General features: G+C 30.6%; 26 protein-coding genes. 14 read left to right on the forward strand and 12 right to left on the reverse strand.

Annotated elements, in window-relative coordinates; genetic code table 11:
- Nucleotides 1-42: 42 nt before the first annotated feature.
- From MBM09_RS11670 to ychF, 6 genes are all read right to left on the reverse strand, one after another.
- Complete coding sequence (locus tag MBM09_RS11670) at nt 43-276, reverse strand: GIY-YIG nuclease family protein (protein ID WP_370569670.1); 234 nt, start codon at nt 274-276, stop codon at nt 43-45.
- A gap of 36 nt (nt 277-312) precedes the next feature.
- Nucleotides 313-2,163: a DNA topoisomerase IV subunit B gene (locus MBM09_RS11675; protein ID WP_238673906.1), complete on the reverse strand. Its 1,851-nt coding sequence runs from the start codon at nt 2,161-2,163 to the stop codon at nt 313-315.
- Between the two features lie 142 nt (nt 2,164-2,305).
- Complete coding sequence (locus MBM09_RS11680; RefSeq protein ID WP_238673907.1) at nt 2,306-3,004, reverse strand: hypothetical protein; 699 nt, start codon at nt 3,002-3,004, stop codon at nt 2,306-2,308.
- A 129-nt stretch (nt 3,005-3,133) separates the two neighbouring features.
- Entirely contained in the window at nt 3,134-4,030 is an 897-nt protein-coding gene (locus MBM09_RS11685) for a DMT family transporter (RefSeq protein ID WP_238673908.1), read from the reverse strand.
- Between the two features lie 94 nt (nt 4,031-4,124).
- Nucleotides 4,125-4,577 carry an SRPBCC family protein gene (locus MBM09_RS11690; RefSeq protein WP_238673909.1) on the reverse strand — a complete coding sequence of 151 codons (453 nt, stop codon included), beginning with the start codon at nt 4,575-4,577 and terminating at the stop codon, nt 4,125-4,127.
- Complete coding sequence (gene ychF / locus MBM09_RS11695) at nt 4,577-5,671, reverse strand: redox-regulated ATPase YchF (RefSeq protein WP_238673910.1); 1,095 nt, start codon at nt 5,669-5,671, stop codon at nt 4,577-4,579. The genes MBM09_RS11690 and ychF overlap by 1 nt, the downstream gene beginning before the upstream one ends.
- Nucleotides 5,672-5,771: 100 nt before the next feature.
- On the opposite strand from ychF, the gene MBM09_RS11700 reads away from it, so the two are divergent.
- A complete protein-coding gene (locus tag MBM09_RS11700; protein WP_238673911.1) occupies nt 5,772-7,250 on the forward strand; it encodes a carboxypeptidase-like regulatory domain-containing protein in 1,479 nt (492 codons plus the stop codon).
- Nucleotides 7,251-7,362: 112 nt separating this feature from the next.
- Here the strand turns inward: MBM09_RS11700 and MBM09_RS11705 are convergent, their stop codons facing one another.
- The 6 genes from MBM09_RS11705 to MBM09_RS11730 form a co-directional block, all read right to left on the reverse strand.
- Nucleotides 7,363-7,713 carry a VOC family protein gene (locus tag MBM09_RS11705; protein WP_238673912.1) on the reverse strand — a complete coding sequence of 117 codons (351 nt, stop codon included), beginning with the start codon at nt 7,711-7,713 and terminating at the stop codon, nt 7,363-7,365.
- 208 nt (nt 7,714-7,921) lie between these two features.
- Nucleotides 7,922-8,719: a serine protease gene (locus tag MBM09_RS11710; protein ID WP_238673913.1), complete on the reverse strand. Its 798-nt coding sequence runs from the start codon at nt 8,717-8,719 to the stop codon at nt 7,922-7,924.
- 174 nt (nt 8,720-8,893) lie between these two features.
- Nucleotides 8,894-9,757, reverse strand: a complete 864-nt coding sequence (locus MBM09_RS11715) for a hypothetical protein (RefSeq protein WP_238673914.1) — start codon at nt 9,755-9,757, stop codon at nt 8,894-8,896.
- A 145-nt stretch (nt 9,758-9,902) separates the two neighbouring features.
- Nucleotides 9,903-10,850, reverse strand: a complete 948-nt coding sequence (locus MBM09_RS11720; RefSeq protein WP_238673915.1) for a GxxExxY protein — start codon at nt 10,848-10,850, stop codon at nt 9,903-9,905.
- A gap of 158 nt (nt 10,851-11,008) precedes the next feature.
- Nucleotides 11,009-12,553: a pyruvate kinase gene (locus MBM09_RS11725; protein ID WP_238673916.1), complete on the reverse strand. Its 1,545-nt coding sequence runs from the start codon at nt 12,551-12,553 to the stop codon at nt 11,009-11,011.
- Between the two features lie 170 nt (nt 12,554-12,723).
- Nucleotides 12,724-13,077, reverse strand: a complete 354-nt coding sequence (locus MBM09_RS11730; RefSeq protein WP_238673917.1) for a 4Fe-4S dicluster domain-containing protein — start codon at nt 13,075-13,077, stop codon at nt 12,724-12,726.
- A gap of 95 nt (nt 13,078-13,172) precedes the next feature.
- Between MBM09_RS11730 and MBM09_RS11735 the strand changes: the two genes are divergently transcribed.
- The 13 genes from MBM09_RS11735 to MBM09_RS11795 all read left to right on the forward strand — a co-directional run bounded on the left by MBM09_RS11735 (nt 13,173) and on the right by MBM09_RS11795 (nt 26,128).
- Nucleotides 13,173-14,231, forward strand: coding sequence for an acyl-CoA reductase (locus tag MBM09_RS11735; RefSeq protein ID WP_238673918.1), 1,059 nt, complete (start codon nt 13,173-13,175; stop codon nt 14,229-14,231).
- A gap of 78 nt (nt 14,232-14,309) precedes the next feature.
- The gene (serC, locus tag MBM09_RS11740; RefSeq protein WP_238673919.1) at nt 14,310-15,374 is read left to right on the forward strand and encodes a 3-phosphoserine/phosphohydroxythreonine transaminase; all 1,065 of its coding nucleotides are present in this window, start codon (nt 14,310-14,312) and stop codon (nt 15,372-15,374) included.
- Between the two features lie 131 nt (nt 15,375-15,505).
- Complete coding sequence (locus tag MBM09_RS11745; protein ID WP_238673920.1) at nt 15,506-16,456, forward strand: D-2-hydroxyacid dehydrogenase; 951 nt, start codon at nt 15,506-15,508, stop codon at nt 16,454-16,456.
- A 119-nt stretch (nt 16,457-16,575) separates the two neighbouring features.
- A complete protein-coding gene (locus MBM09_RS11750; RefSeq protein ID WP_238673921.1) occupies nt 16,576-17,214 on the forward strand; it encodes a DUF937 domain-containing protein in 639 nt (212 codons plus the stop codon).
- 219 nt (nt 17,215-17,433) lie between these two features.
- Entirely contained in the window at nt 17,434-17,871 is a 438-nt protein-coding gene (locus tag MBM09_RS11755; RefSeq protein WP_238673922.1) for a DUF6146 family protein, read from the forward strand.
- Nucleotides 17,872-17,907: 36 nt separating this feature from the next.
- A complete protein-coding gene (locus tag MBM09_RS11760; RefSeq protein WP_238673923.1) occupies nt 17,908-18,210 on the forward strand; it encodes a DUF6787 family protein in 303 nt (100 codons plus the stop codon).
- Complete coding sequence (locus tag MBM09_RS11765) at nt 18,210-18,542, forward strand: hypothetical protein (protein WP_238673924.1); 333 nt, start codon at nt 18,210-18,212, stop codon at nt 18,540-18,542. The genes MBM09_RS11760 and MBM09_RS11765 overlap by 1 nt, the downstream gene beginning before the upstream one ends.
- 64 nt (nt 18,543-18,606) lie before the next feature.
- Nucleotides 18,607-20,826, forward strand: coding sequence for a TonB-dependent receptor (locus tag MBM09_RS11770; protein WP_238673925.1), 2,220 nt, complete (start codon nt 18,607-18,609; stop codon nt 20,824-20,826).
- Between the two features lie 161 nt (nt 20,827-20,987).
- Nucleotides 20,988-21,608, forward strand: coding sequence for a tetratricopeptide repeat protein (locus MBM09_RS11775; RefSeq protein WP_238673926.1), 621 nt, complete (start codon nt 20,988-20,990; stop codon nt 21,606-21,608).
- A gap of 173 nt (nt 21,609-21,781) precedes the next feature.
- Complete coding sequence (locus tag MBM09_RS11780) at nt 21,782-22,480, forward strand: hypothetical protein (protein WP_238673927.1); 699 nt, start codon at nt 21,782-21,784, stop codon at nt 22,478-22,480.
- A gap of 178 nt (nt 22,481-22,658) precedes the next feature.
- Nucleotides 22,659-22,883, forward strand: a complete 225-nt coding sequence (locus MBM09_RS11785; RefSeq protein WP_238673928.1) for a hypothetical protein — start codon at nt 22,659-22,661, stop codon at nt 22,881-22,883.
- A gap of 167 nt (nt 22,884-23,050) precedes the next feature.
- Nucleotides 23,051-23,512, forward strand: coding sequence for a hypothetical protein (locus MBM09_RS11790; protein WP_238673929.1), 462 nt, complete (start codon nt 23,051-23,053; stop codon nt 23,510-23,512).
- A gap of 93 nt (nt 23,513-23,605) precedes the next feature.
- Nucleotides 23,606-26,128 carry a PIG-L family deacetylase gene (locus tag MBM09_RS11795; RefSeq protein WP_238673930.1) on the forward strand — a complete coding sequence of 841 codons (2,523 nt, stop codon included), beginning with the start codon at nt 23,606-23,608 and terminating at the stop codon, nt 26,126-26,128.
- Nucleotides 26,129-26,172: the final 44 nt, after the last annotated feature.

The raw sequence follows: 26,172 nt of genomic DNA on the forward strand, positions 1-26,172 counted from the left end.
TTCCCAAATCCATCCAGCTTGGATTCATATCTTCAATTAGCTTTATCTTCCACTCTCTTTCCATTTTTTAAATTGTCGTTCTCTAACTTCCGCTTCATTACCTTTTACAAATTCTTCAAAATAAACCAATTTATCACAATTGTATTTAGCAGTAAAAGATTTTGGAAACATTTTTAACTTATGCTCCTTGACTCTTTCATCAATATTATCAGTCATACCTATGTATAAAACACCTTTAGGTTTATTTGTTATAATATAGACATACCAATATTTCATACTTTTTTACTATAAGATTCCTGCCTTCGCAGGAATTCATTCTATTAAATCTAATTCAACTTTCAGATTTTCTATAATAAATTCTTGTCTTGTTGGTGTATTTTTACCCATATAAAATGATAACAACTCATCAATAGACATGCCTTCGTCTAACATAACAGGATCTAATCTAATATCTTCACCTATAAAATGCTTAAACTCATCTGGCGAAATTTCACCTAGTCCTTTAAATCGTGTTATCTCTGGTTTGGGCTTTAACTTTTCAATAGCATCTCGTCGCTCTTCTTCAGAATAACAATAAATAGTTTCTTTTTTATTTCTTACTCTAAACAAAGGTGTTTGTAAAATATACAAATGCCCTTCTTTGATAACTTCTGGAAAAAACTGAAGGAAAAATGTTATTAATAACAAACGAATATGCATACCATCTACATCGGCATCAGTTGCAATTACGACATTATTATAGCGTAAATCCTCTAAAGATTCTTCAATATTTAAAGCGGCTTGTAATAGGTTAAACTCTTCATTTTCATAAACAATTTTCTTACTTAAGCCATAACAGTTTAGAGGTTTACCTTTTAAACTAAACACTGCTTGTGTGTTTACATCTCGTGATTTTGTAATACTTCCAGATGCTGAGTCTCCCTCGGTAATAAACAAAGTGGTTTCTAAATTGCGTTCGTTTTTAGTATCTCCAAAATGCACACGACAGTCTCGTAATTTTTTATTGTGTAGACTTGCTTTTTTAGCTCTATCTTTTGCTAATTTTCTAATACCTGATAATTCTTTACGCTCGCGTTCTGCCTGCAAAATTTTACGTTGAATTTTCTCAGCAGTATCAGTGTTTTTGTGTAAATAATTATCTAAATAGGTTTTAACAAAATCGTTGATATATGTTCTTACCGTTGGATAATCGCCACCCATATCGGTTGAACCTAATTTTGTTTTGGTCTGACTTTCAAAAACAGGTTCCATAACTTTTATAGCAATAGCACTTACAACAGATTTTCTAATATCTGAAGCATCATAGTTTTTACCATAAAACTCACGAATAGTTTTTACAAGTGATTCTCTAAAAGCATTTAAATGCGTTCCTCCTTGTGTTGTATTTTGTCCATTTACAAATGAATGGTATTCTTCACTGTATTGCGTTTTACTATGTGTTAAAGCAACTTCTATATCTTCACCACGTAAGTGAATAATTGGGTATAACAAGTCTGATTCATTAATGTTTTCAGCTAATAAATCTTTTAAACCATTTTCACTATAATACTTTTCTCCATTAAAAACTATTGTTAAACCTGGGTTAAGGTAAACATAGTTTTTAAGCATCTTAACAACATATTCACTTCTGTATTTATAGTTCTTAAAAATGGTGTCATCTGGTATAAAAGAAACCTTAGTTCCTTTTCTACGAGAAGTATCTTCAAGTAATTCCTTATTGGTTAAATTACCTTGCTCAAATTCTGCGGAAGCAGACTTACCATCTCTTGTAGATTCTACTCTAAAATAGTTGGATAGTGCATTTACCGCTTTTGTACCAACCCCATTTAGACCAACAGACTTTTTAAAGGCTTTAGAATCGTACTTACCACCGGTATTCATTTTAGAAACCACATCTACTACTTTTCCTAAAGGAATACCACGACCGTAATCGCGTACTGTAACTTTAGTTCCTTGTATTGAAATTTCAATCGTTTTACCAGACCCCATAACAAACTCATCAATTGAGTTATCAAGAACCTCTTTTAAAAGGATATAAATACCATCATCTGGCGAAGAACCATCACCTAATTTACCAATATACATTCCAGGACGCATACGAATATGCTCTTTCCAATCGAGTGAACGTATATTATCTTCGGTGTATTTGGTTTCAACAGCCATAAAAGTGAGTAAAATTTTGTGATCGGATGCTAATATAGCACAACCAATTAAAAAATGAAATAAGAAGTAAACAAAGTAATTAACAATAAAAAACCAATGTTGTTGAGAAAATTGGTTTAAATATAAATAACAAAAAAAATTATTATAACATATAAACTAAACCTAGCAAAACTCTTGGCATTAAAGCAGGCTGTTTTATAGCTTTATTAGCATCTTTAAAAGTGAATTGAACATCACCATTTTGATTATTATTTCTTGGGTTTACATTGTCGTTATCTGGACTATATGAAGTATCGTGCCCCTTTAATGTATTATTAAAAAAATAATCTAACCCTATTGCTGTTAAAAAGTTGAGCTTGTCATTAATTTTAAATTGACTTTCTGCACCTAAACCTAATCCAAATTGTTTAGAAGTTACATCAAAATCTTCATTACCTCCAACGTATTTAAAATTAGCTTTAAAACTTGAGTATCTCGGTCCGAAAACTATTTTAGATGCTTCTGAATTTATAAAATCAGAATCTATCATAAAATCTAATCTGTAATCAAAAGCCTTTGCTTTTTCTTCTGGCACACCATTGGTTGCATTATTAATAAAAATGCGTCTGGCATCGGCAGAATTACCTGGATTTAATTTAGTTAAACCAACGCCTAATCTTATTTGAACAGGAAGACTCTCAAAAGGTTTTAAAGCTGTTGCGCTTAACTGAAAACCTAAACCTCTATTATATCCTGTAGAAAAACCTAGAGCTAATTTAGGTTCATCTGCATCTATTTGAGCATAAGAAAAGAATGAAATTATAAGTAAAAAAACGGTTAAAATTGATTGTTTAGTATTCATAAATTTGGAGTTTAATCTTATTGAACTAAGATTATTTACGAATACAAAAATGGTTTTGGATTATAAATTCATATATCTGTCGTACACAAATCGATGAACTGCATAACACTGAATAAAATTTATGTTTTTTTAGTTCTTTTTTAAGGATACCAATAGAATTCCAACAATAACTATTAAAGCACCTATTAACTGAAGTAGAGTTAGCGTTTCATTCAAAAAAATTGCGGCTAAAATTATTGTGGAAATTGGACCTATACCTGCAACTATAGCAAAATTTGAAGAACTAATCATTTTAATTGAAATCGACACTAAAAAAGATGGAATTACAGTAGCAAAAACTGCTATTAAAAACCCCAAAACATAAACTTCCCATGCAAAACTAAATAGACTAATTTTGCTAATAATAGAATAATGAATAAATACACAAATGCAAGAAACAAGCATAGCATAAGCCGTAAATTTAACAACACCAAATTTTGGAATTAACCAACCGCTACCTACTAAATATGAAGCATAAGTTATAGCACTTAGAAGTATAAAAAAACCTCCTAAGTAAGTATCTGTACCAGAGATAGCAACTTCATCAGAAAATGCAATAACAATACCTAAATAAGTTAATCCAATGGCTCCAGCTTGAGTTTTTGTAATAGGTTGTTTTAAAAACAATCTATTTAAAAGTAAAACAATAGTTGGATATAGAAACAATATAATTCGTTCTAAACTCGCTTTAATATAGGTAAGCCCAACAAAGTCAAAATAACTTGCTAAATAATACCCAACAAAACCAAAAAACACAACCCACACATAATCTTTATTTTTAATTTTTACATCGTTATTTTTATTACGATATATATAAGCAATAATGATATAAAAGGGGAAAGAAAACAACATTCTTAACAACAAAACACTAATAGCATCAACTTGATAATTATAAGTGAGTTTTACCATAACCGCTTTTGAGGAAAAAAGAACAATTCCTAAAACACCAATAATAATACCTAACCAAAAATGCCTTGTTGTTTGCATAAAACGAAGGTAGAATGGTATTACTAAATACTTTTTAAAAAAACTTGAGGATTACGATGTTCAGTAATAAATATCCCAAAAAGATTGTTTAAACCTAAAGACTTTCTGCTTTCTCTTTTAAGAAAGAATTTCTGGTTTTTAAAAGTTTAGTCATGTAACTTTTTAAAAAAATCCAATTTACAAACTTGCCTAAAATTCCATAAGGTAATTCAAAATAAAACCTATCAGTCATTATAGTTTTATCATCGCTTTCGCGGAAGAGGTGCTCATGCCTGTAAGATTTATAAGCTCCAAATGCCAATTCATCTACAAATAAATTTGGGGCTTCAAATTCAGTAATTTTCAACGTTAGATGTTGAACAAACCCCATATAATTAGCTTCCCATGTTACATAGTCGTTAAGTTCTACTAAACCAGTGGTTCTTCCAGCTAATGCAATTTCTTTAGAATGTTTTAGGTTTTTTTGATAAAAATCTACATCGCGTGCTAAATCAAAACAAGTTTTGATATCAGAATCTATTGTAGTATGTAGCTCAATTATAGGCATTACACATTAAACAAGAAATGCATTACATCACCATCCTTAACAATATAGTTTTTACCTTCAACACGCATTTTTCCAGCCTCTTTTACTTTAGCTTCACTACCGTAATTTACATAATCATCATAAGCTATAACTTCAGCACGAATAAAACCTTTTTCAAAATCGGTATGTATTACACCCGCTGCTTGTGGCGCAGTAGCTCCAATATCAACTGTCCAAGCACGAACTTCTTTTACTCCGGCAGTAAAGTAGGTTTGCTGATTTAAAAGCTTGTATGCAGAACGAATTAATTTAGCAGAACCTGGTTCGTCTAACCCAATATCCTGTAAAAACATTTGGCGCTCTTCATAATCATCTAACTCATTTATATCTGCTTCTGTACCTACAGCAAGCACTAATACCTCAGCACTTTCATCTTTTACAGCCTCTTTAACTTGCTCAACATACGTATTCCCAGAAACCGCAGATTCTTCATCTACATTACATACATACATAACAGGTTTATCAGTTATAAATTGCGATGGTTTTACAAAATCGTTATCATCATCCTCACTAAATTCTAAAGCTCTTACTGATGTTCCTGCTTCTAAACCTGCTTTTATTTTCAATAAAACAGCTTCTTCTTTTTGAGCATCTTTATTTCCTGTTTTGGCAGCTCGCTTTACTTTATCAAGCTTCTTTTCAACAGTTTCTAAATCTTTTAGCTGCAATTCCATATCGATGGTTTCTTTATCTCTAATAGGATTTACATTACCATCAACATGCACAATGTTATCATTATCAAAACAGCGTAAAACGTGTAAAATAGCATCGGTTTCGCGAATGTTTGCTAGAAACTGATTTCCTAAACCTTCACCTTTACTTGCCCCTTTTACTAATCCTGCAATATCAACAATCTCAACAGTTGCTGGAATTACACGCTCTGGATTTACCAAAGATTCTAATTTTTCTAAACGTTTATCTGGCACATTTACCACACCTATATTTGGTTCTATAGTACAAAACGGAAAGTTTGCACTTTGCGCTTTAGCGTTTGACAAACAATTAAAAAGTGTTGATTTTCCAACATTTGGTAATCCTACAATACCTGCTTTCATAATTTACTGAGATTTTTGCGGTGCAAATGTAACCATTTCCTTTGTTATTTTTTGTAACATTTTTAGGCTTAAATCGTTTATTAAATATAAACCATCATAAATGAAAAAAATAACCCTATTATTTATAATTTGTTTTAGTTGCTTTTATACATTTTCACAAAATATAACAACTAAGTTAATAGACCAGAATAGCAAAAGTCCCATTCCGTTTGCCAATATTAAAACTGGAGAATATAGTGGTGTAATTTCTAATGAAGAAGGTTATTTTACCATAAACACAGATAGTAACAACCTTAAAACCATTACTATTTCGTGTTTAGGTTATCAAAACAAAACAGTAAACATTCAAGATTTAAAAGCTTTAAATTATATAATTGCATTAAGTGAAGCTATAAACCAACTTAACGAGGTTTATATTAGCAATAAAAAACCTAATGCCGACTCAATAATCGCAAGAGTTATTGCCAAAATTGACGATAATTACGACTCCAATCTTAACAAATACAATATATTTCATAGAACAACAGATTATGTAGATTTTCAAAGTCTAGACTTTGAAATTGAAAAAGCTTCGCATGTAAAAAAGAAGAATCTTGAAGACGCTAATGCTAGTTTAAGTGCCTTATCCAAAAAAATACGCGAAAGTGATATGAAACATTTCACCGATTTTAAAGGCGAACTTTACAGCTTAAACAAAGACAGTAGTAAAATTGTAGTTACAAAAGCTACAAAACTTATAGATTATAAAAACGACTTTGAAGTAGAAGATATACAAACCAAAGCACAAAGTGTTATTTTAAAATATCTGGATACTACAAAAACCTATAAATTAAAAACTGGCATTTTTAAAATTGAAGATTCTCTGTCTTTAAATGATGATGAATTTAAAGAAGAGGAAGAAAAACACGAATTTGATTTAAACCATTTAAATAACGAAACCAAAAGTTTACTACGTCGTGGGCAGTTTTACAAAGACTCGTTTTTAAACAAGCTTTTAAACTCTAGTTTATATGATTATGTTTATGAAGATATTATTTATAACAATGGCGAATTAAACTATGTAATTACATTTACTCCCAGAAAAGGAAAAGCAAAATATAGTGGTAAATTGTATGTAGCAAACGATAGTTATGCCATTACGCGAGTTGATTACACTTATTACAAAAAAAGACATGGCGAAAAGCTAAATTTAAAACTTATTTTAGGTATAAAATACATTGCTAACGTTAGCGAAGGCTTGCTTTTATTTGAAAAAAACAGCGAAAACAAATACCATCCAAAATATTTAAAACGCACTACAGGTAGTTATTTTTATGTAAGTCGCGATATAAAGTTTATTGAAAATAGCAGAGCCAGAAATAAAGTGGGGTTTAGTTTTAAAATTGAAGGTAATAACCGTAATAAAGAAGAAATACTATTTACAGCAAATAATAAATTAAGTTTAAACGATTTTGTAGCTATAAAACAAAACAAAGTAGCGCCTTACACGGTTTTAAACGAATTTGAAAACACTATTTGGGAAAACGAAAACACTTTAGCGCCTTTACAGGAAATGAAAGATTTTAAGGTTGAGGATTAGATAGAATTTTTATTCAGTTTTGGATGTGGTTTAGTCATTCTAAAACACGAGGTTTGATAAAAAAATAGAAGCAATTAATAATAAACGTTATTGGTGATTCTTTTTAATTTTCTTAAATGCTTTGACCAAATGTCAATAGGTTGGTATCTGGATCAAGTATAGAGAATTCCTTTTGTCCCCAAGGTTTAGATTCCAATTTCCCATTTGGGTGAATAGTTACGTTATTATTTAATAATGTTTGGTAAAAATTGTCGATATCATCAGTTCTAATATAAACTTGTCCGTAATTATCTTCAGGAGCAAGTTCTTTAAATTCAAAGAAATGAATTTCTATTTTATCTTTTCTAACCATTAAATACCCTTCATAATCGCTTATTTCTTTAAATCCTAGCTTATTTACATAAAATGTTCTAGTAACATTTTTATCACGCATAGGTAATTTCGGATTAATATCGGTTAGCATAGTTGTACTATTAGTATTTCTAAATCATATTTTTCAATCCAATTTCAATATATCACGCCTGTTTAATGACCACTGACGTGTTTATGTATGGTAGTTGCGAGTCTTTCATTAAAATAGCCAAAGGAAATGAATCTATTGAAAATACGTAGGATTTTCCAAATAAACATTTGCCAAAGCAATTAATTACACACGTTGTTGTATGCAGTTTTTAAGGTAAACTATCAAATATTTTTTCCAAATATGATGCTTTCCATAATGCACCATAGATGTAAAGTTTATGTGAATGTGAAAAGACTCCCATAAATTTTGATTGACCAGTTACAAATGCATTTTTGCCATTTTTAAGTTTTACCATTTGATTACTTTTAAAATAAACTGGGGAACCAGACATTCCTGGGAAAGTTATAGCGTCAACCCACATTATTGGCTTTCCTTCTTGATCAAAATCTGGTTCAGATGCAATTAGTCCAGATTTCCATACAGGAAATGCAGGAAAACTTCTCACACCTCTGGGAAATCCTAAAATGAATACTCTATCAGTAGTTGTTATTTGGACTTCGTCATACGCTGATTTTTTATAATTAACTGGATAAGTTTTTACTCCAAGAGTATCTTTTAAAGGTAATTCAATTACGTCAACATATTCATTCTTTATTTTATTTTCATGCCATAATTTATTGCCTAATTTATCAAATAAATGTTCAGTTTTCAAAATATAAGTTCCCAAACTATCTGCATTGTGAAGTATTACAATTTTATTAGGTGCTACAGGTTTTTTTGGGTCAAGCCATTTATTGTTGAAAGGATTTTTATTAGTTATAACATGATAATTTGTAACTAAATAATTTTGAGTTTTTGATTTGATAATAAAACCTGTTGCGCTACTTAATTTAGTTGTGCCATTGTAAGTTTCTATATACAAACTTTGTAAAGACTCAATCTGCGTAATGGTTTGACTTATTGCAGATATAGGTAAAAAAAATAAAAATAGTATAAGGTTTCTCATTGTTAGAGTAAAGTTTGTTCAAATTGCATACAACGGTTTTATCTATGGTTAGTTGCGTGTTTCAGCAACTAATTTAGCAAACAAATCACAGATAGAAAATTCCAGCGGAATTTTCGTAAGTCGGCAGTGAACCAAACAATTAATTATACACGTTGTTGTAACTTGTTTTTTAAATTATTCCTTTTCAAAATAGATTTTTGTCATAATACTATCTTTAACAACAGAATCATTTAATACATAATCAAATGCAATATTAATAACTCCTAAAATCTCTTTATCTTCTTTTTCAAAATAAGCAATTCTATTTCCACTAAGAAGCATTTTTCTTTTAATCTGGAGTATTACAGATTCTTTTGTATTTACCGAATCTATTATTGGATTTGAAATAAATGTTTCTAAAAGATTAATTTCAGGTTTCATTTCAAACCCTTGAGCTTCTTTTAAAATATATGGCTTGTCATAAAATTCATAATTGACAATTCTAAAATTTTCATTTATAATACTTTTAGTTCCTTGATAGGTAAATTCAATCTCTAAACTGTCAATTGTTGTAAAACTATCCATATTTGTAGTAATTCGATAGGGTTCAACTCTTACTAAAGGTTTAACTAATTTATTAGAATGATTACTTGTATTTTCTATCGAGGAATTACTAAATAATAATATATAGCCGACAATTAAACCGCCAAAAATTGCAATTGTCCAAGGATCATATAATATCTTTTTTAGATTAATTTTCCATTTAGAAGATAGTTTTGAATATCCTCCAAATTTTAAAAACTCGTAACCTTTTTTTGTGATTTCTGGGTTTTTTAGTTGATAATTTGCATCAAATTGAAAATTTACTAAACCATCTTCATTCAGTCTTCTCAAATATTTCATAGAAGTATTAGTTAATAATTCTAATTGCTGATTTGGTTCATTTTCTTTTTTGAGTAGTTCTTTTAAAATATTATCTAGAGTTTTAATATCATCTTTGTCTAAACTTAAATGAGAGTTTGGGTTTGAAATATTTATGTTAAAATCTGTTTTTTTCATCTAAATAAGTTACAACGGTCTAGTGTATGATTTCGTTGCCTGTTTAAGCATTAAAGTTAGCGAATAAATCACAGATAGAAAGTCCGCGAGGACTTTCGTAAGTAAGCTATAACTAGCAATGAATTATACACATTGTTGTGCTTAGTTATTTTATCGTTGTCGTATAATAAATTTCTTTTCCGAAATGTGCCATAGTATCAATTTCTAAAAAATTTGAGCTCGGAACATTTTTTGGATACCATAAAATACCTTGTTCAATTTTGGTTGCAGTTAGATAATCCAATAGTTGGTCTTCGTGAGAATGAGTTTGTCTAATTGAAGGTCGTTTGAATTCAATTATTAGTTTTTCTTTCCCTAATTCGACCAACATATCCAATCTGTAACTTCTGTTTTTGTCAGAATGTTTAACGTCAGTTTTTACTTCAATTTCTTTCGATGCAGTTTTGATAAAAGCACTAAACATTCCAATCAATTCAAGTTCTTTAGTGTTAGAATTTAAAAGTTTATTTTCTGTAGAAAACTCTTTTATTAATTCAACTATTTTTTCGTGTAAATCTAAATCAGGTTTTTTAATAATTGCTTGAATTAACTTCTGCTTTTCCTTTTCATTTTTAAGTCTTTCTTTCTCGTTATCAAAAGCAAGTTTTTCAATGATTTGATTTAATAAAACATATATGTAAGCCGAAACGTTTACAATAGCTAAAAATGCCTCACTTTGGTCAAAGAATAGTTTAAAATCGTGAGTTGACTTATTCCTCCATTCTTGTCTGTAATTTTTAAAAAAGTGAAGAACACGTTCATTAAATATTGAATTTGTCTCAAAGAAATCCTCAATATCAACAGTTCGCTTATTGTTAGCTTGACTTTCAGATTTTTCAGCTAAAATCATATATGATTGCCTTAAACTTCCCTCAAAAGCTTGATTAGTTCTGTAGATTACATCTGTAAAATAGTTTTCATCTCCATTTAATCTTCCCTCTTTGTAGAAAAATTCAGCACGTTCAATATGAATTAGAACTTTATCTAAAGTCACAGCAGAAGATAATTCTCTTATCTCTGTTATTTGCTCTCTGATTGCATTTAAAGTGTCCAATTTCGGTAGTTTTTTCTAATTAAGCACAACTAAGGGATATGAATCATTTCACACTTCTACTTCACTCATTAAAAACCAATTACACCCACTAACAAGCTAAATTAATAGAAATGCCACACTATTGAAAGCGAAGTTATTAAGAGTTGTAAACAAAAAAACTAATCTTCTTTAACCAATGCAGTTTTTATACTTGTAAAGTTTTCTATAGCTGTTTTAGCTACATTAAGTGGCCTTAGCTCATTTTTCTTTTTAAACAAATGCCCTTCCATTCTTATAAGTACTTCATCAAGAATTTTTATGGCTTCGTTAATATGCGGGCCTTTATTTAGCATAATGCATTCTGCTTGTGCGCCTTGAGTAGCATCACTTATTTCTGCACGGGTTGGTATACCGGTTTTAGCCAAATTTTCAAGCACTTGAGTTGCCCAAATTACAGGTACGTGCGCTGCTTCGCATAACCATAATATTTGGTTTTGCACTTCAGAAATTCGTTCAAAACCTATTTCTATAGCTAAATCTCCTCGAGCAATCATAACGCCTATTTTACCCCTTTTCATTCCTTCAATTAATATATTGGGTAAATTTTCAAAAGCTTCTCTATTTTCAATTTTAAAAACAACTCCTAAATCACATGCCTTATATTTATTAAGCTCGTTATACAAATGTTTTACGTCTTCAGCGGTGCGTACAAACGAGTAGCCTACAATATCTGCATGTTTACAAATAAAAGGGAGTAACTCTATATCTCTGGCGGTTAAAGCTGGTAAATTAAGTACCGTATCGGGCAGGTTTATACCTTTAAAGGAAGATAATTTTGATTTATAACAGTCTGTAATAATTATTTCAATCTCGTCTTCTTTTTTTGATACCACTTTAGATTTTATCATGCCATCGTCAAAAAATAAAACATCACCTACTTTTACATCATCAATAATTTGATGTAATAAAACGCCAACTTCGGCTTTTTCAAGTTGTTCGTTATTTTTTCCGAATTTAGATTTCTTACCTAAGGTTTCTCTTTTGGTTAAAATAACATACTCACCCACTCGAATTGGAATACCATTTTTAACTTTCCCTTTTTTGCTAAGTATTTCAATTTTTGCGGTTCTTATTTTTGGCCCAGATAAATCCATATAAATCTTTACAGCTCTATCCGTTTCATTAGAAACTTCACGAATAATTGCAATAATTTTAGTCCAGATACTTAAATCGCCATGACTTAAATTAATTCTTGCTATTTCCATACCGTTTAAAACCATATCCCGGATAATTTGTTTATCCTCGGCAGCTTCAACTGGAATGGTAACCATTATTTCTGTAAAGTGTTTTCTTTTAATTGTGTTGAATAAACTGTTGGCGTGCTTTTTTAGTAATTTTTTGCTTTTACCGTAGCCTATAATTTCAATATTTGTATCTACATTAAAAGGGTGCTCTAAAACAAGGCATAGATTTCTAACAACGTTATATAGATTACTAAACACATAGCCTTCTCCTGTTCTTAATGAAGACAAACCAATATCTGATAATGTCTCGTGATACTTTCTTAAATCAAAACTTCTTAAAATAAGATACCTAAAAAAGTTTTTAGCACTTAATTTATAATCGTCATGAACTTGTACTATTTGTGATTCAATTGCAGATTCATTATCAATTATAACCTCTAAAATCTGTCTTAATTCCTCCTCTACTTTTTTTGTTTTCATACTTCCAATTTACCAATCAACATCTAAAAAAAATCTTTAATTATTTTAAGCGAATTCACTATGCTAATTTAACCATTTATTACAGGCTATTTTAGTTTTATTTAACAAAAAAATCCTGAGCAAAATGCTCAGGATTAAATATTATTTATCAATTGTAATTAAATATTAATTTAATCTTCTGGATGCATAAAACGTTGTTTAGCTAAAAGCTCTTCTTCGGTTTCAACATGGTCTTCATCAGGCACACAACAATCTACAGGACAAACTGCAGCACATTGTGGCTCGTCATGAAAGCCTTTACACTCCGTACATTTATCGGGAACGATGTAGTAAACCTCATCACTTACAGGCTCTTGTGCTTCATCAGCATCTACCTCATTACCGTTAGTAAGTACAATTTTACCTTCTAAACTTGTACCATCTTTATAGCGCCAATCATCGGCACCTTCATATATTGCAGTATTTGGGCACTCTGGTTCGCAAGCACCACAATTAATACATTCGTCTGTTATTATAATTGCCATAGTAATTTTTATTTTTAAAATTCAAGAACTCTCTATAGTTTCCTTAAATTTGCAGTTGCAAAAATAAAGCCAAAACCATTCATAACCAAATTAGAATGCAATTACAACAAAGAATTAACGCTTTTGTAAAATTAGGAGAATTTTTAGGGCAATTTTCTAATGAAGCTGTACAAAAGGATGATAATGTTAATCACAACAATTTATTCTTTGATGGTTTTAAACACCAACTAAAGTTAGCTGAAGAGCATAATGGTTGGTTTACACAGGAAAATATAAAGTTTGCTTTTGCTTCTTGGAATAAAGCTTTAACTCACGAAAACATCAACACTTGGTTGAAAGCTTATGACATTAATGTTTCCACACCAAAACAGGTAGCTATTATAATGGCAGGAAATATTCCGTTAGTTGGGTTTCACGATTTTCTTTCAGTTTTAATTACAGGGCATTCTGTGTTGATAAAACAGTCATCAAACGACAAACACCTACTACCCTATTTAGCAAAATATTTAGAGTATGTTGAACCTGATTTTAAAGGCAAAATAACTTTTACCGAAGAAAAACTAGAAAATTTTGATGCGGTTATTGCCACCGGAAGTAACAATACAGCGCGTTATTTTGAATATTATTTTAAAAGTAAGCCTTCAATAATAAGAAACAATAGAAATTCGGTAGCTATATTAACTGGTAATGAAACTCCTGAAGATTTAAAAAACCTATCGGAAGATATTTTTAGATACTATGGGTTAGGCTGCAGAAATGTTTCAAAACTTTTTGTTCCAAAAGGTTATAAATTTGATGCGTTTTTTGAAGCCATGTATCATTGGCATCCAATTGTTGATAAAGCAAAATATGCCAATAATTACGATTATAACAAAGCCGTTTATTTAATGAGTGAATTTGATATGCTTGAAAACGGTTTCTTTATGATTAAAGAAGATACAAGTTATGCATCCCCAATTGCTACCTTATTTTACGAATATTATAAAGACACAGATAGTTTAAAACAAAAATTAGAACAAGAAAAGCAACAAATTCAATGTATCGTTTCCAATGGTTTTACAGAAAATGAAATCGCCTTTGGAGCGACTCAAAAACCTAAACTTTGGGATTATGCAGATAGTATCGATTCTGTTGAATTTTTGTTAGCAATTTGATGAAAAAATTATTAATTTTTTAACAGGAAATACCCAATTAATTAGCACCTTTACATCTTTAAATTTCAAAACATAATAATGAAAAAACATAACTTTAGTGCAGGACCATGTATTTTACCTCAAAGCGTGTTATTAAAAGCGTCAGAGGCTGTAATGGATTTAGATAACAGCGGTTTATCTTTAATAGAAATATCTCACAGAAGTAAAGCGTTTGTAGATATTATGGAAAATGCGCGCGCATTGGTTTTAGAACTACTTGGTTTAGAAGGCAAGGGTTACAAAGCTTTATTTTTACAAGGTGGCGCGAGTACTCAATTTCTAATGGTTGCTTTAAACCTTTTAGAAAAAAGAGCTGGTTATTTAAACTCTGGTACATGGGCAGATAAAGCCATAAAAGAAGCTAGAATTTACGATGATGTATATGAAGTAGCATCATCAAAAGATGCTAATTACAACTATATTCCTAAAGGATATGATATTCCTGAGGATTACGATTATTTCCACTGTACGTCTAACAATACCATTTTTGGTACACAAATGAAAGAATTCCCAAACTCACCAATCCCTATGGTTTGTGATATGAGTAGCGATATTTTTTCTAGAACGTTAGATTTTTCAAAATTTGATTTAATATATGCAGGTGCTCAAAAAAATATGGGTCCAGCAGGAACAACTCTAGTAGTAGTTAAAGAAGATATTTTAGGAAAAGTATCTCGTAAAATTCCATCAATGATGGATTATAAAACGCATATCAGTAAAGGGAGTATGTTTAATACGCCTCCTGTATTTGCGGTTTACACGTCTATGTTAACACTTGAATGGTTAAAAGATCTTGGTGGCATTGCGGCTATTGAAAAAGAAAATGAAAAGAAAGCACGCTTAATGTATTCTGAAATTGATTTGAATCCGTTATTTAAAGGTTTTGCTGTAAGAGAAGATCGTTCTAACATGAATGCTACTTTTACTCTTGAAAATGAAAACCTAAAAGAAACTTTTGAAACTATGCTTAAAGAAGCTGGGGTTAACGGATTAAATGGTCACAGAAGTGTTGGTGGTTACAGAGCGTCAATGTACAACGCATTACCTTTAGATAGTGTAAAAGTTGTTGTAGAAATAATGAGTGAATTAGAAAGTAAAGCTTAATAAGTTTGTTGTAAATATTGGCTGTACTCAGTGTTTACTCAAACCCAAAATAATAAAATTTAATTTAAAGTTGAATTATTGAATGTTCACAGAACTTTTAACTTTTAACTTTTAACTTTTAACTTAAATAAATGAAAGTATTAGCAAACGATGGTGTTTCACAAAGTGGAATTGATGCATTGGAAAAAGCTGGGCACGAAGTAATTACAACTACTGTTGCTCAAGAACAATTAATTAACTACATAAACGAAAATGATATTGCTGTTTTATTAGTACGTAGTGCTACAACAGTACGTAAAGATTTAATTGATGCTTGCCCAGGATTAAAAATTATTGGTCGTGGTGGTGTTGGTATGGATAATATTGATGTAGAATATGCTCGCGAAAAAGGGTTAAGCGTAATTAATACACCTGCAGCGTCTTCTCATTCTGTAGCAGAATTAGTTTTTGGACACTTATATGGTTTAGCACGTTTTTTACATAATGCAAACAGAGAAATGCCTCTTGAAGGTGATAGCAACTTTAAAGGTTTAAAGAAAGCTTATGCTAAAGGAACTGAGCTTAAAGGAAAAACTTTAGGTGTTTTAGGTTTTGGTCGTATTGGTCAAGCTACAGCTAAAGTAGCCTTAGGAGCAGGCATGAAAGTAGTGGCTTTCGATCCATTTTTAGAAAAAGCTAATTTAGAATTAGACTTTTTTGATGGACAAAAAGTAAGTTTTGAGATAGAAACCATTTCTAAAGAAGATGTTTTAAAACAAGCCGACTTTATCACATTACACGTTCCTGCACAAAAAGAATATGTGATTGATGAAGCAGAATTCAATATGATGAAAGATGGTGTTATTATCGCTAATGCAGCACGTGGTGGTGTACTTAACGAAGTGGCACTTGTTAAAGCTATAGAAAGTGGTAAAGTTGCAAGAGCTGCTTTAGATGTTTTTGAAAAAGAACCTAAACCAGAAATGCAGTTATTAATGAATCCAGCATTGTCTTTAACTCCACATACAGGAGCAGCAACAAACGAAGCTCAAGATAGAATTGGTACAGAATTAGCATCACAAATTATTAGTATACTTGGGTAGACTAAAAACAAAATGTGACCTAATCGTTATATTTGAGTCCTAACTATAAACGTTAGGACTTTTTTTGTACATTAAGCATCCTATTTTTATTAACTTTATTAAAATTAAACTATATTATTATGTCTGGAATTTTAGATTTATTAAACAGTGACCTAGGAAAAACTATCATTAGTGGTGTTGCTGGACAAACCAATCAGCCTCAAAACAAAACACAAGATGTTTTAACAATGGCTTTACCTGTTTTAATGCAAGCAATGAAACGTAATGCTTCAACTCCTCAAGGAGCAGAAGGCTTATTAGGAGCATTAAACAGCAAACATGACGGAAGCATACTTGATAACTTAGGTGGCTTATTTGGCGGTGGTGTAAACTCTGATGTTCTAAACGATGGTAGTAAAATTTTAGGACACGTTTTAGGAGGAAAACAACAACGTGTTGAACAAACATTAGGAGCTAAAGCAGGAATGGATGCAGGTTCTGTAGCACAAATATTAAAAGTAGCAGCACCAATTTTAATGGGTGTTTTAGGAAAACAAACCAGACAACAAAATGTAAGCAACCCAAGCGGTATTGAAGGTTTACTTGGTGGTTTATTAGGTGGAAATTCTGCTCAACAAGAACAAAGCTTTTTAGAGTCTATTTTAGATGCTGATGGTGACGGAAGTGTAATTGATGATGTTGCTGGAATGGTATTAGGCGGAGGAAAGAAGAAAGGTGGCCTTGGTGGTTTACTAGGTGGTCTTTTTGGTAAAAGATAACAGACTTTCTTATTATAAAATCTTTAAAAGAGTCAAGCTAAAAAGCTTGACTCTTTTTTTGTGTTAAAAACACTTAAAAACAAGTATTTAAGGAACGGTTTTTGTAATTTTAGTTTTACGGACAGTTTACTCAACCAAAACAACAGTTAACTCATTCTTTATTTAAAGACTAAATGATGTGTTATAAATTTGCTTTATAAAATTAAACTCATAAGATTCATGAAAAATACAATATACATATTACTTCTTTGTGCATTTGTTTTTAATTGTAATACAACTAAAACTACCACAAACCAAAAAGATGAACGGTTAGAGAGTGTTAAAGATAATGACACCGTTACTATTGCTAATGATGATTTAGAATACCAGATAATCATCATAGAACCTGGATTTAATACTTGGCTAGTTAGTACTGCAAGACCAGAAGGTTACTATTCACAACAATTTCTGGAGAATAGAAATTATTTGTATGTAACTGAATGGAATCAACGTGTTATGCAACCGCAGCGTTTTAATCCAAACTTGTACGAATTACAAATTAATTACCAACAAGGTATTGATTATGGCTATGAGGTAAATTATAAACTATATAACTACTTCATTTATTTTCAATTAACTTATAACCAGAGGTTAGGTCCGTTTGTACCAAGAATTTAAAATTCTTTTCTGTATTTTTGCATCAAAATTGCAAATTTGGAAAAATTAAAAAAACGCTGGGGTATTGATAATAATTGGCAAGTTGTTGTTATTTTAATAGTATTTGCTGTAACAGGCTCTACAGCTTCATATATTGGCAAACCTATTTTAAACTTTTTAAATATTACTACCGAGAGTTTTGGAGTTTATAGTTATTGGATACTACGTATAGTTTTACTTTTTATCATGTATCAATTTCTATTGGTGTTTTTTGGGTGGCTATTTGGGCAACATAAATTTTTCTGGAACTTTGAAAAAAAGATGCTAACCAGAATTGGTCTTAAACGATTTATAGAGTAGTGAAACACATTAAGGAACATATCATTTTTAAACTTATTACGCTAGTTTTAGTTTTAAGCCTGTTTGTTCCTACTGTTGTAAAATTTACTCACGTTTTTGTGCATCATTCGCATAAAGTTTGTTTAGATGATACTACAACTCACATTCATGAAGTAGATTTAGATTGTGAGTTTCATAAATTTCAGCTCAATCAAAACTTCACATTTAATCAAACTTATTTACAATTATTTTCTCCTCAAGAAAAAGACATAGAAATTGTTTCACAATATAATTTCTTAAGTAAATTTCAACGTTTACACTTTTCGCTCCGTGGACCACCTGCTTTAATTTAATAGTATTAAAATATGCTGAAATCATTTTCAGCTTAAATCATTATTAAATTAAATAAATTCATATATGAAACTATTTTTAAACATATTGCTATTATTGGCAATTACTAACATATATAGTCAAAATAAAATACACGGTATTATAACAGATGCCAACACAAATGAAAAATTAGAATTTGTAAACATATACTTTCCCGAACTTGAAAAAGGCACTACAACTAATGAAAACGGAAAGTTTATTGTCGAAAATTTATCATCTGGAAATTACAACATCCTATTTTCTATGGTGGGTTATAAAACCCAATCATTATTAATAACTATTCCATCTAATGATGAAATAAAAATTAATTTAGTTCCTACTGCCATTGAAATGGAAAGCATTATCATTTCTACACCATTCCATAAATTACAGAGTGATAATGTAATGAAAGTTGAACAACGAAGTCTTAAAGATTTAAAAGCCAATGGCGCTGTAACATTATCTGATGGTATTACAAATATTGCCGGTGTAGAAAGTGTAACAACTGGATTAAGTATTGGAAAACCAGTAATTAGAGGCTTAAGTTCAAACCGAGTTTTAGTTTATACACAAGGTATTCGATTAGAAAATCAGCAATTTGGAGACGAGCATGGTTTAGGTGTTAATAGTACCGGAATTGAAAGCGTAGAAGTTATAAAAGGGCCTGCATCTTTACTTTACGGAAGTGATGCTCTTGGTGGTGTGTTGTATTTAAACCCAGAGCGTTTTGCAAATAACAACGAATCATCAGGAGATTTTAGAGGCGATTTTTATAGCAACACCTTGGGATATAGTACAAGTGTAGGTTTTAAATCATCAGGAGAACATTTTAAATTTTTATTTAGAGGAAATTTAACTGAGCATGCCGATTATGAAACTAAGGATTATAGAGTTACCAATACTCGTTTTAGAGAACAAGATTTTAAAGCTGGTGTTGGCTATCAAATTAATAGTTTTAAAACTGAGTTTCGCTATAACATAAACCATTCTAAATTAGGAATTCCAGAAGAAGTTGGAGTACAATCTAAAAACAAAACACCGCTGCTACCGTATCAAGATATCACTAATCATGTATTTAGTTCAAAGTCCACTTTATTTTTTAACGACTCTAAATTGGATATTAACTTAGGTTTTATTTATAACGACAGAAAAGAATTTGAAGAACATCATGAGGAAGAAGAAGAAGAAGAAGAACATGAAGAGCATGATGAAGATGAAGTTTTAGAAGCAGCACTTCACATGAAACTTAAAACGGCTAATTATGATGTGAAATATAGCTTACCAAAATTGGGCAAATTTGAGACTATTGTTGGAGTTCAAGGAATGAATCAAGTGAATTCAAATTATGGAGAAGAAGAATTGATACCTGATGCTACTACCAACGATTTTGGTGTTTTAGCAACTTCTCATATTCATTTTGATAAAGCCGATGTACAACTAGGTGCGCGTTATGATAATCGTTACGTAGATGTTGCTTCTGGACTTAATAAAAGCTTTAATAGTTTTAATGGAGCTTTAGGAGTTAAAACAAACTTAACAGAAAATATAACCACCCGAATAAACTTAGCAACTGGTTTTAGAGCTCCCAATTTATCTGAATTAACATCTAACGGATCTCACGAAGGCACAAACCGTTACGAAATAGGAAATAGTAATTTAAAAAGTGAACAGAATTTTCAAACAGACCTCGCATTAGAGTTTCAAAACGAACATATAGAGTTGTTTGCTAACGGGTTTTATAACAAAGTGAATAATTATATTTTCTTATCGCCAGACGGAACTTTTGTTGATGGAGATCCTGTTTTTCTATATTTACAAGACGATGCAAAACTTTACGGAGGTGAGTTTGGTTTTCATTTACATCCTCATCCTTTAGATTGGTTGCATTTTGAATCGAGTTTCGAAACCGTAACAGGAAAACAAAATAATGGCAATTATTTACCATTAATTCCTGCCAATAGTTTAACCAATATTGTTAGAATAGAGTTTGAAAAACCTTGGATTGAAAACGGATATGCTTTCGTAAAACTACGTTCTACATTTAAGCAAAACAATGTTAGTCCTTTTGAGACAAATACTAATGGTTATAATCTTTTAAGTGCAGGTTTAGGCGGAAGTTTTTCAGTATTTAAAAATGAATTATCTGTTACAATTTCAGGTAATAATTTAACTAACAAGAGCTACATTAATCATTTATCTCGTTTAAAACCAGATGGTATTTTTAATATGGGTAGAAATATAAATTTAGGGTTTACATACAGCTTATAAGCTTATAAATAATAATAAAAGCCAGTAATTATTTACTGGCTTTTATTTTAGCACGCTAACTCATTTTTGTAGAATTTTTAGTTATTTTAGAGGTGGTATATAATGTGGATAAACGTATTATCTTTATCCATATGTTGTACACAATTTAACCAAACATTTGTATGAAAGAAAATAAACATTATTTAATATTACCTTTTTTCTTGTTAGTAATATCTTGTTTAAATAATAAATCTTCAGATGAAACTATTGAGGTTAATTTTAGTCAAAAGACCATAAAAAATCAGATATTTAAAAATCCCGAAGCAAACAAAACGAATAGTATTGCTGTAGAATTCGCGAAAAAAGGAGAAAACATAAAAGCGGAAAATATTTTCCATGAAGCTTTAGAAATCGAGCCTGATAACTACACGATAATGAGCAACATTGGATTGAATTCATTAGCTCTTAAAAAATATGACAAATCAATTGAATTTTTAAAAAAATCAATTACTGCTTCTGATTCAACTTATTTTATTGCAAGTTCCAATTTAGGACTTGTCTATTACAAAACTTCTGAATATGAAAAATCTATAAAAATTTTAGACTTTGTCATTAAAAATTGTGATGATAAAGAAATTATTTTAGCTTCTTATATAAACCAAGCTTTTAGTTACTTATCAATCGGAAATTGTACTGAAGCTAAAAACAACTTAATTCTTATTAAGAAAATAGAATTTGAATACAATGCTGACGTTGAATATGTTGAAGAAAAATTAAAAAAATGTGTACAACAACGTGTATAATTAATTGCTTTGGCAAGTGCTTATTTGGAAAATTCCTTCGGAATTTTCTCGCGTTCGTTTTTGTTTACTAAATTAGTTGCTGAAACACGCAACTAACCATACACAACAACGTTAGGAGTAATAATGACCAAACAAAGTTAACTTCAATCAGTTATTAATCAGATTAAAATACAATGACTCACACCAAGACTTTTAAATTAGTATTTCTTCAAATACTAATTATAATTTCAACAAAATCCTTTTCTCAAATTGTTGACAAACACTACAATCATAAAACAGCAGCACTTGAATTAGAAAACGTAGCCAAAAAAATAAGCTCTGGATTACCATATAATATCAGTCCAAAATTAGTGCAGTATATGTATGAAAATCATGAGGATTTTCCGAAAATACCAGAAAACTCTAGTTCTAAAAATAAAATGGAAACCCTAGCCCCTACTTATACCTACATTAATTTAATCCTTAAATCACAATTGATTGCACCTCAGGATTCAATTTCTAAAAAACAGGCTATGTTAGCGGCTACTCTCGGATATCAATCTATTAAAATTATTTCTCTATCCAATGAATTCATAAATTCTCTGGATAAGGATGCTTATAATTACAAAACACGGGTTAGAGGATTTAATCAAGGAATAAAAGGCTTAAAGCAGTATCTTTTAGGCTATACTACAATGACATTTTTAGAAAATCAAAACCAAAATGTTGATGACATACTAATTTCAAATTTAAAAAATTTTGCTCCAAAAATCTTAAATGAATTTCCTAGAGATGAAAAAGAACTAACCATTCAATTACTAAAGTCATCAATAGAAGGGAAAAATGATATTCGATTAATAAATGAATTCAATAGTTTTATTGAATCACTATAAAGCAAATGTACTATTGCTAACATAGTCTATAATTTATTGCTAAGACTCTACTGCTTTCGAAAATCCTACGGATTTTATATTCGGTTTGTATTTGCTAAATTAGTTACTTAACAACACAATAAAAACGATGTTTAAAACCGTTGCAATCAATTAAAAATTATAACCAAAATTCAACAAAATGGGAAAAGCTTCAATAATATTAATAGCAATAGTGCTTTTTGTAATAATCACTTTTCTTTATTGGAAAATAACTAGAGGTTTTGGTGAAAAAGAATATGGTAAAAAGATGTGGGAAAATTGGGGAACTAGAACTTTTTATTGGACAGGTGCATTATTCATTAGTGGCGGTATTACAGTGTTGTTAATTTATCTTTTAAAATGGGGAAATGTTTTGGCTTTTTAGAAGTCAATAAACAACACCTATCCTCTACCTCAATTACAGTGAAATTTGTGAATTCTGTCATCTTGACATTTTAAAAAACTCTATAAGTTTATTTACTCTTTTTGGTATATTTTTTGAATTTTTAAGAACGAATATCAATTTTGTTTAATTTAAAAAATACAACTAAGATGAAAACACTTAAGTTAATCCCTTTGTTTTGTCTTTTATTTTTTAATTGCTCTGGGCAAGACAAACAAAAACGCGAAACAAATACTATTAAGCCAGATGAAAACATTACTGTAAATAAGGAATACGACGAGCATGGTAATTTAACTCGTTACGATTCTATTTATTCCTACAGTTATTCATCTGGCAACAAATTAAACGACAGTATTAAAATGCAATTTCAACGTCATTTTAATAATCATTCATTATTTAACGATTCCTTTTTTGATGATTTTTTTAAGCGCGATTCTATAACAGGACACTTTAATCACAAAAACTTTTTCTTTGATGGTTTTATGAATCAGGATGATGAAATAAAAAGTATGATGAAGCGTATGGATTCTATTCAACAATTGTTTTTCAACCAAAACCAAAGAAGCATTATTCCTGCTGAACCTGAAAAATCAAATCAAAAGAGAATTTAAATTAAGTATTAGTAAAGCGTTAAATAAAAATTAAAACCAGCAATTCTGCTGGTTTCTTTTTTATATTTGGTTGTTAGTTAACCAAACAAACTTATGCGAAAGCCAATATTTTTAAGTGTACTTTTACTTTTTACAAGCCTTTATCTACAAGCACAAAAACCCAAAGCACCATCTTCTACAGAGATATACGAAGCGATACAAAAACTAAATTTTTTAGGATCGGTTTTATACATAGCCGCTCATCCAGACGATGAAAACACCAGACTTATAGCTTACATGTCTAACCACGAAAAAGCACGTACTGCTTATTTATCGTTAACACGAGGCGATGGCGGGCAAAACCTTATTGGTCCAGAAATAAGAGAACTTTTAGGCGTGATAAGAACTCAAGAACTATTAGCTGCAAGACGTATTGACGGTGGAGAACAAATGTTTACCAGAGCTAACGATTTTGGTTATTCTAAGCATCCAGACGAAACTTTAGAAATTTGGAATAAAGAACAAGTGTTAAGCGATGTGGTTTTAGCTATAAGAAAATTTAAACCAGACGTCATTATTAACAGGTTTGACCACAGAACACCAGGTACCACACACGGGCACCACACCAGTTCTGCTATGTTAAGTGTTGAAGCTTTTGATTTAGCTAACAATAGCTCTGCGTATCCAAATCAACTCAACCAAACCAGTCTTTGGGAACCTAAACGATTATTTTACAACACCAGTTGGTGGCGCTATGGCAGTAGAGAAGCTTTTGATAAAGTAGATAAAAGCAATATGCTAAAATTTAATATTGGCACTTACTATCCACTTAAAGGTTTATCAAATAATGAATTAGCATCTTTGGCTAGTAGTCAGCATTTATGTCAAGGTTTTGGGCGTTTATCACAACGTGGTACACAAGATGAATACATTGAATTTTTAAAAGGCGAACCTTTATCAGACAGTAAAAACATTTTTGATGGCATTGACACTTCTTGGAATAGAATTCAAGGTGGAAAAGCTATTGGAGATATTTTATATGACGTTGAAACAAAGTTCGATTTTACAAATCCATCGCAACAAATACCTCAACTTCTTGAAGCCTACAAGCTTCTTGACAAAATAGAAGACCAACACTGGAAAACTCAAAAAACAAAAGCGTTAAAAGCTATTATTGAAATGTGTGCTGGTTTGTATTTAGAAGCTTCAGCTGAAACAAATTGGGTGACTCAAAATGAAGATGTTAATTTAAATATTGAAGTTTTAAACAGAAGCAATTTACCTATAACTCTGGTAAGTTTAAAAAACAGTAATGGTTTAACCATTTCAAAAAACATTCCTCTTGAAAACAATAACAAATATGATTTTAAAGAGGTTATAAAAATAAAAACTGACAATCCTACAACACCTTATTGGCTTTCAAAAAAGGGAACTTTAGGTATGTATCAGGTAGACAATCCTAATTTAATAGGATTACCAGAAACACCAAGAGTACTTAACATAGAGTTTAATCTTTTAATTAATAATGTGCCTTTATCATTCACAAAACCTATTATTCAACGTTACTCAAAACCAGATAAAGGTGAGTTATACAGACCATTTGAAATTATTCCTGAAGCTTCGGCTAAAATCACTGAAAAAGTCATCATTTTTAATAACGACCAACAACAAGACATCACAGTTATTGTTAAAGCTGGAAAAGACAATTTAGACGGTTATGTAGAAGTTTGCCATCCAAACGGTTGGAGTGTTTATCCAGAAAAACAAAAAGTAAATATTGCCAATAAAGGCGAAGAACAAACTCTTGTTTTTACAGTAATTCCGCCAAAAAATCAAAGTGAAGGATTAATTGGCCCAATTGTTCATATTGATGATAAAGATTATACTAAAGAACTAATTGAGATTGATTACGAACACATTCCGTTTCAAACCGTTTTACTACCAAGCGAAAGCAAAATTGTACGTCTAGACATCAAAAAGAAAGGTGAAAACATTGGCTATATTCAAGGTGCAGGCGATGTGGTTCCAGAAAGTTTACAGCAAATAGGTTACAATGTTTTAGTTATTAAACCTGAAGATATAAATACTGAAACTTTAAGTAGATTTGATGCCATTGTTGTGGGAATAAGAGCCTACAACACTCTAGAAGAATTAAAATTTAAGCAACAGCAATTATTTGATTTTGTAGCAGATGGTGGAAACATGATTGTACAGTACAATACCAGTTACAGATTAAAAGTTGACCAAATTGCACCTTACGAACTAAAACTTTCTAGAGATAGAGTAACTGATGAAAATGCCGAAGTCCGTTTTTTAAATCCGAATCATGAGTTATTAAATTCGCCAAATAAAATTACGCAACAAGATTTTGAAGGTTGGACTCAAGAACGCGGATTGTATTTCCCAGGTGAATGGTCTAGCGAGTTCACACCTATTCTATCTATGAACGATAAAGGTGAAACACCAAAAGATGGTAGCTTACTGGTTGCAAAACATGGAAAAGGTTATTACATGTATACAGGTTTAAGCTTTTTTAGAGAATTTCCAGAAGGTGTTTCTGGCGCCTACAGACTATTTGCCAATATGCTTTCTATTGGTAAAGAAGATTTACAACTGGAAGCCAAACTAAACGATTAAAGATGCCTGAAAACAAAGAAACAAAACAGCCTTGGTTAAAACTT

It is taken from the genome of Flaviramulus sp. BrNp1-15 (assembly GCF_022259695.1).
Taxonomy (GTDB): domain Bacteria; phylum Bacteroidota; class Bacteroidia; order Flavobacteriales; family Flavobacteriaceae; genus BrNp1-15.

Bases quoted from the DNA above. Each gene is read 5' to 3' on its own strand.
- MBM09_RS11710 (WP_238673913.1), bottom strand. From the start codon at position 8,719: ATGAGAAACCTTATACTATTTTTATTTTTTTTACCTATATCTGCAATA.
- ychF (WP_238673910.1), bottom strand. From the start codon at position 5,671: ATGAAAGCAGGTATTGTAGGATTACCAAATGTTGGAAAATCAACACTT.
- MBM09_RS11680 (WP_238673907.1), bottom strand. From the start codon at position 3,004: ATGAATACTAAACAATCAATTTTAACCGTTTTTTTACTTATAATTTCA.
- MBM09_RS11700 (WP_238673911.1), top strand. From the start codon at position 5,772: ATGAAAAAAATAACCCTATTATTTATAATTTGTTTTAGTTGCTTTTAT.
- MBM09_RS11715 (WP_238673914.1), bottom strand. From the start codon at position 9,757: ATGAAAAAAACAGATTTTAACATAAATATTTCAAACCCAAACTCTCAT.
- MBM09_RS11670 (WP_370569670.1), bottom strand. From the start codon at position 276: ATGAAATATTGGTATGTCTATATTATAACAAATAAACCTAAAGGTGTT.
- MBM09_RS11755 (WP_238673922.1), top strand. From the start codon at position 17,434: ATGAAAAATACAATATACATATTACTTCTTTGTGCATTTGTTTTTAAT.
- MBM09_RS11690 (WP_238673909.1), bottom strand. From the start codon at position 4,577: ATGCCTATAATTGAGCTACATACTACAATAGATTCTGATATCAAAACT.
- MBM09_RS11675 (WP_238673906.1), bottom strand. From the start codon at position 2,163: ATGGCTGTTGAAACCAAATACACCGAAGATAATATACGTTCACTCGAT.
- MBM09_RS11795 (WP_238673930.1), top strand. From the start codon at position 23,606: ATGCGAAAGCCAATATTTTTAAGTGTACTTTTACTTTTTACAAGCCTT.
- MBM09_RS11775 (WP_238673926.1), top strand. From the start codon at position 20,988: ATGAAAGAAAATAAACATTATTTAATATTACCTTTTTTCTTGTTAGTA.
- MBM09_RS11730 (WP_238673917.1), bottom strand. From the start codon at position 13,077: ATGGCAATTATAATAACAGACGAATGTATTAATTGTGGTGCTTGCGAA.
- serC (WP_238673919.1), top strand. From the start codon at position 14,310: ATGAAAAAACATAACTTTAGTGCAGGACCATGTATTTTACCTCAAAGC.
- MBM09_RS11705 (WP_238673912.1), bottom strand. From the start codon at position 7,713: ATGCTAACCGATATTAATCCGAAATTACCTATGCGTGATAAAAATGTT.
- MBM09_RS11770 (WP_238673925.1), top strand. From the start codon at position 18,607: ATGAAACTATTTTTAAACATATTGCTATTATTGGCAATTACTAACATA.
- MBM09_RS11735 (WP_238673918.1), top strand. From the start codon at position 13,173: ATGCAATTACAACAAAGAATTAACGCTTTTGTAAAATTAGGAGAATTT.
- MBM09_RS11685 (WP_238673908.1), bottom strand. From the start codon at position 4,030: ATGCAAACAACAAGGCATTTTTGGTTAGGTATTATTATTGGTGTTTTA.
- MBM09_RS11745 (WP_238673920.1), top strand. From the start codon at position 15,506: ATGAAAGTATTAGCAAACGATGGTGTTTCACAAAGTGGAATTGATGCA.
- MBM09_RS11785 (WP_238673928.1), top strand. From the start codon at position 22,659: ATGGGAAAAGCTTCAATAATATTAATAGCAATAGTGCTTTTTGTAATA.
- MBM09_RS11725 (WP_238673916.1), bottom strand. From the start codon at position 12,553: ATGAAAACAAAAAAAGTAGAGGAGGAATTAAGACAGATTTTAGAGGTT.
- MBM09_RS11780 (WP_238673927.1), top strand. From the start codon at position 21,782: ATGACTCACACCAAGACTTTTAAATTAGTATTTCTTCAAATACTAATT.
- MBM09_RS11790 (WP_238673929.1), top strand. From the start codon at position 23,051: ATGAAAACACTTAAGTTAATCCCTTTGTTTTGTCTTTTATTTTTTAAT.
- MBM09_RS11750 (WP_238673921.1), top strand. From the start codon at position 16,576: ATGTCTGGAATTTTAGATTTATTAAACAGTGACCTAGGAAAAACTATC.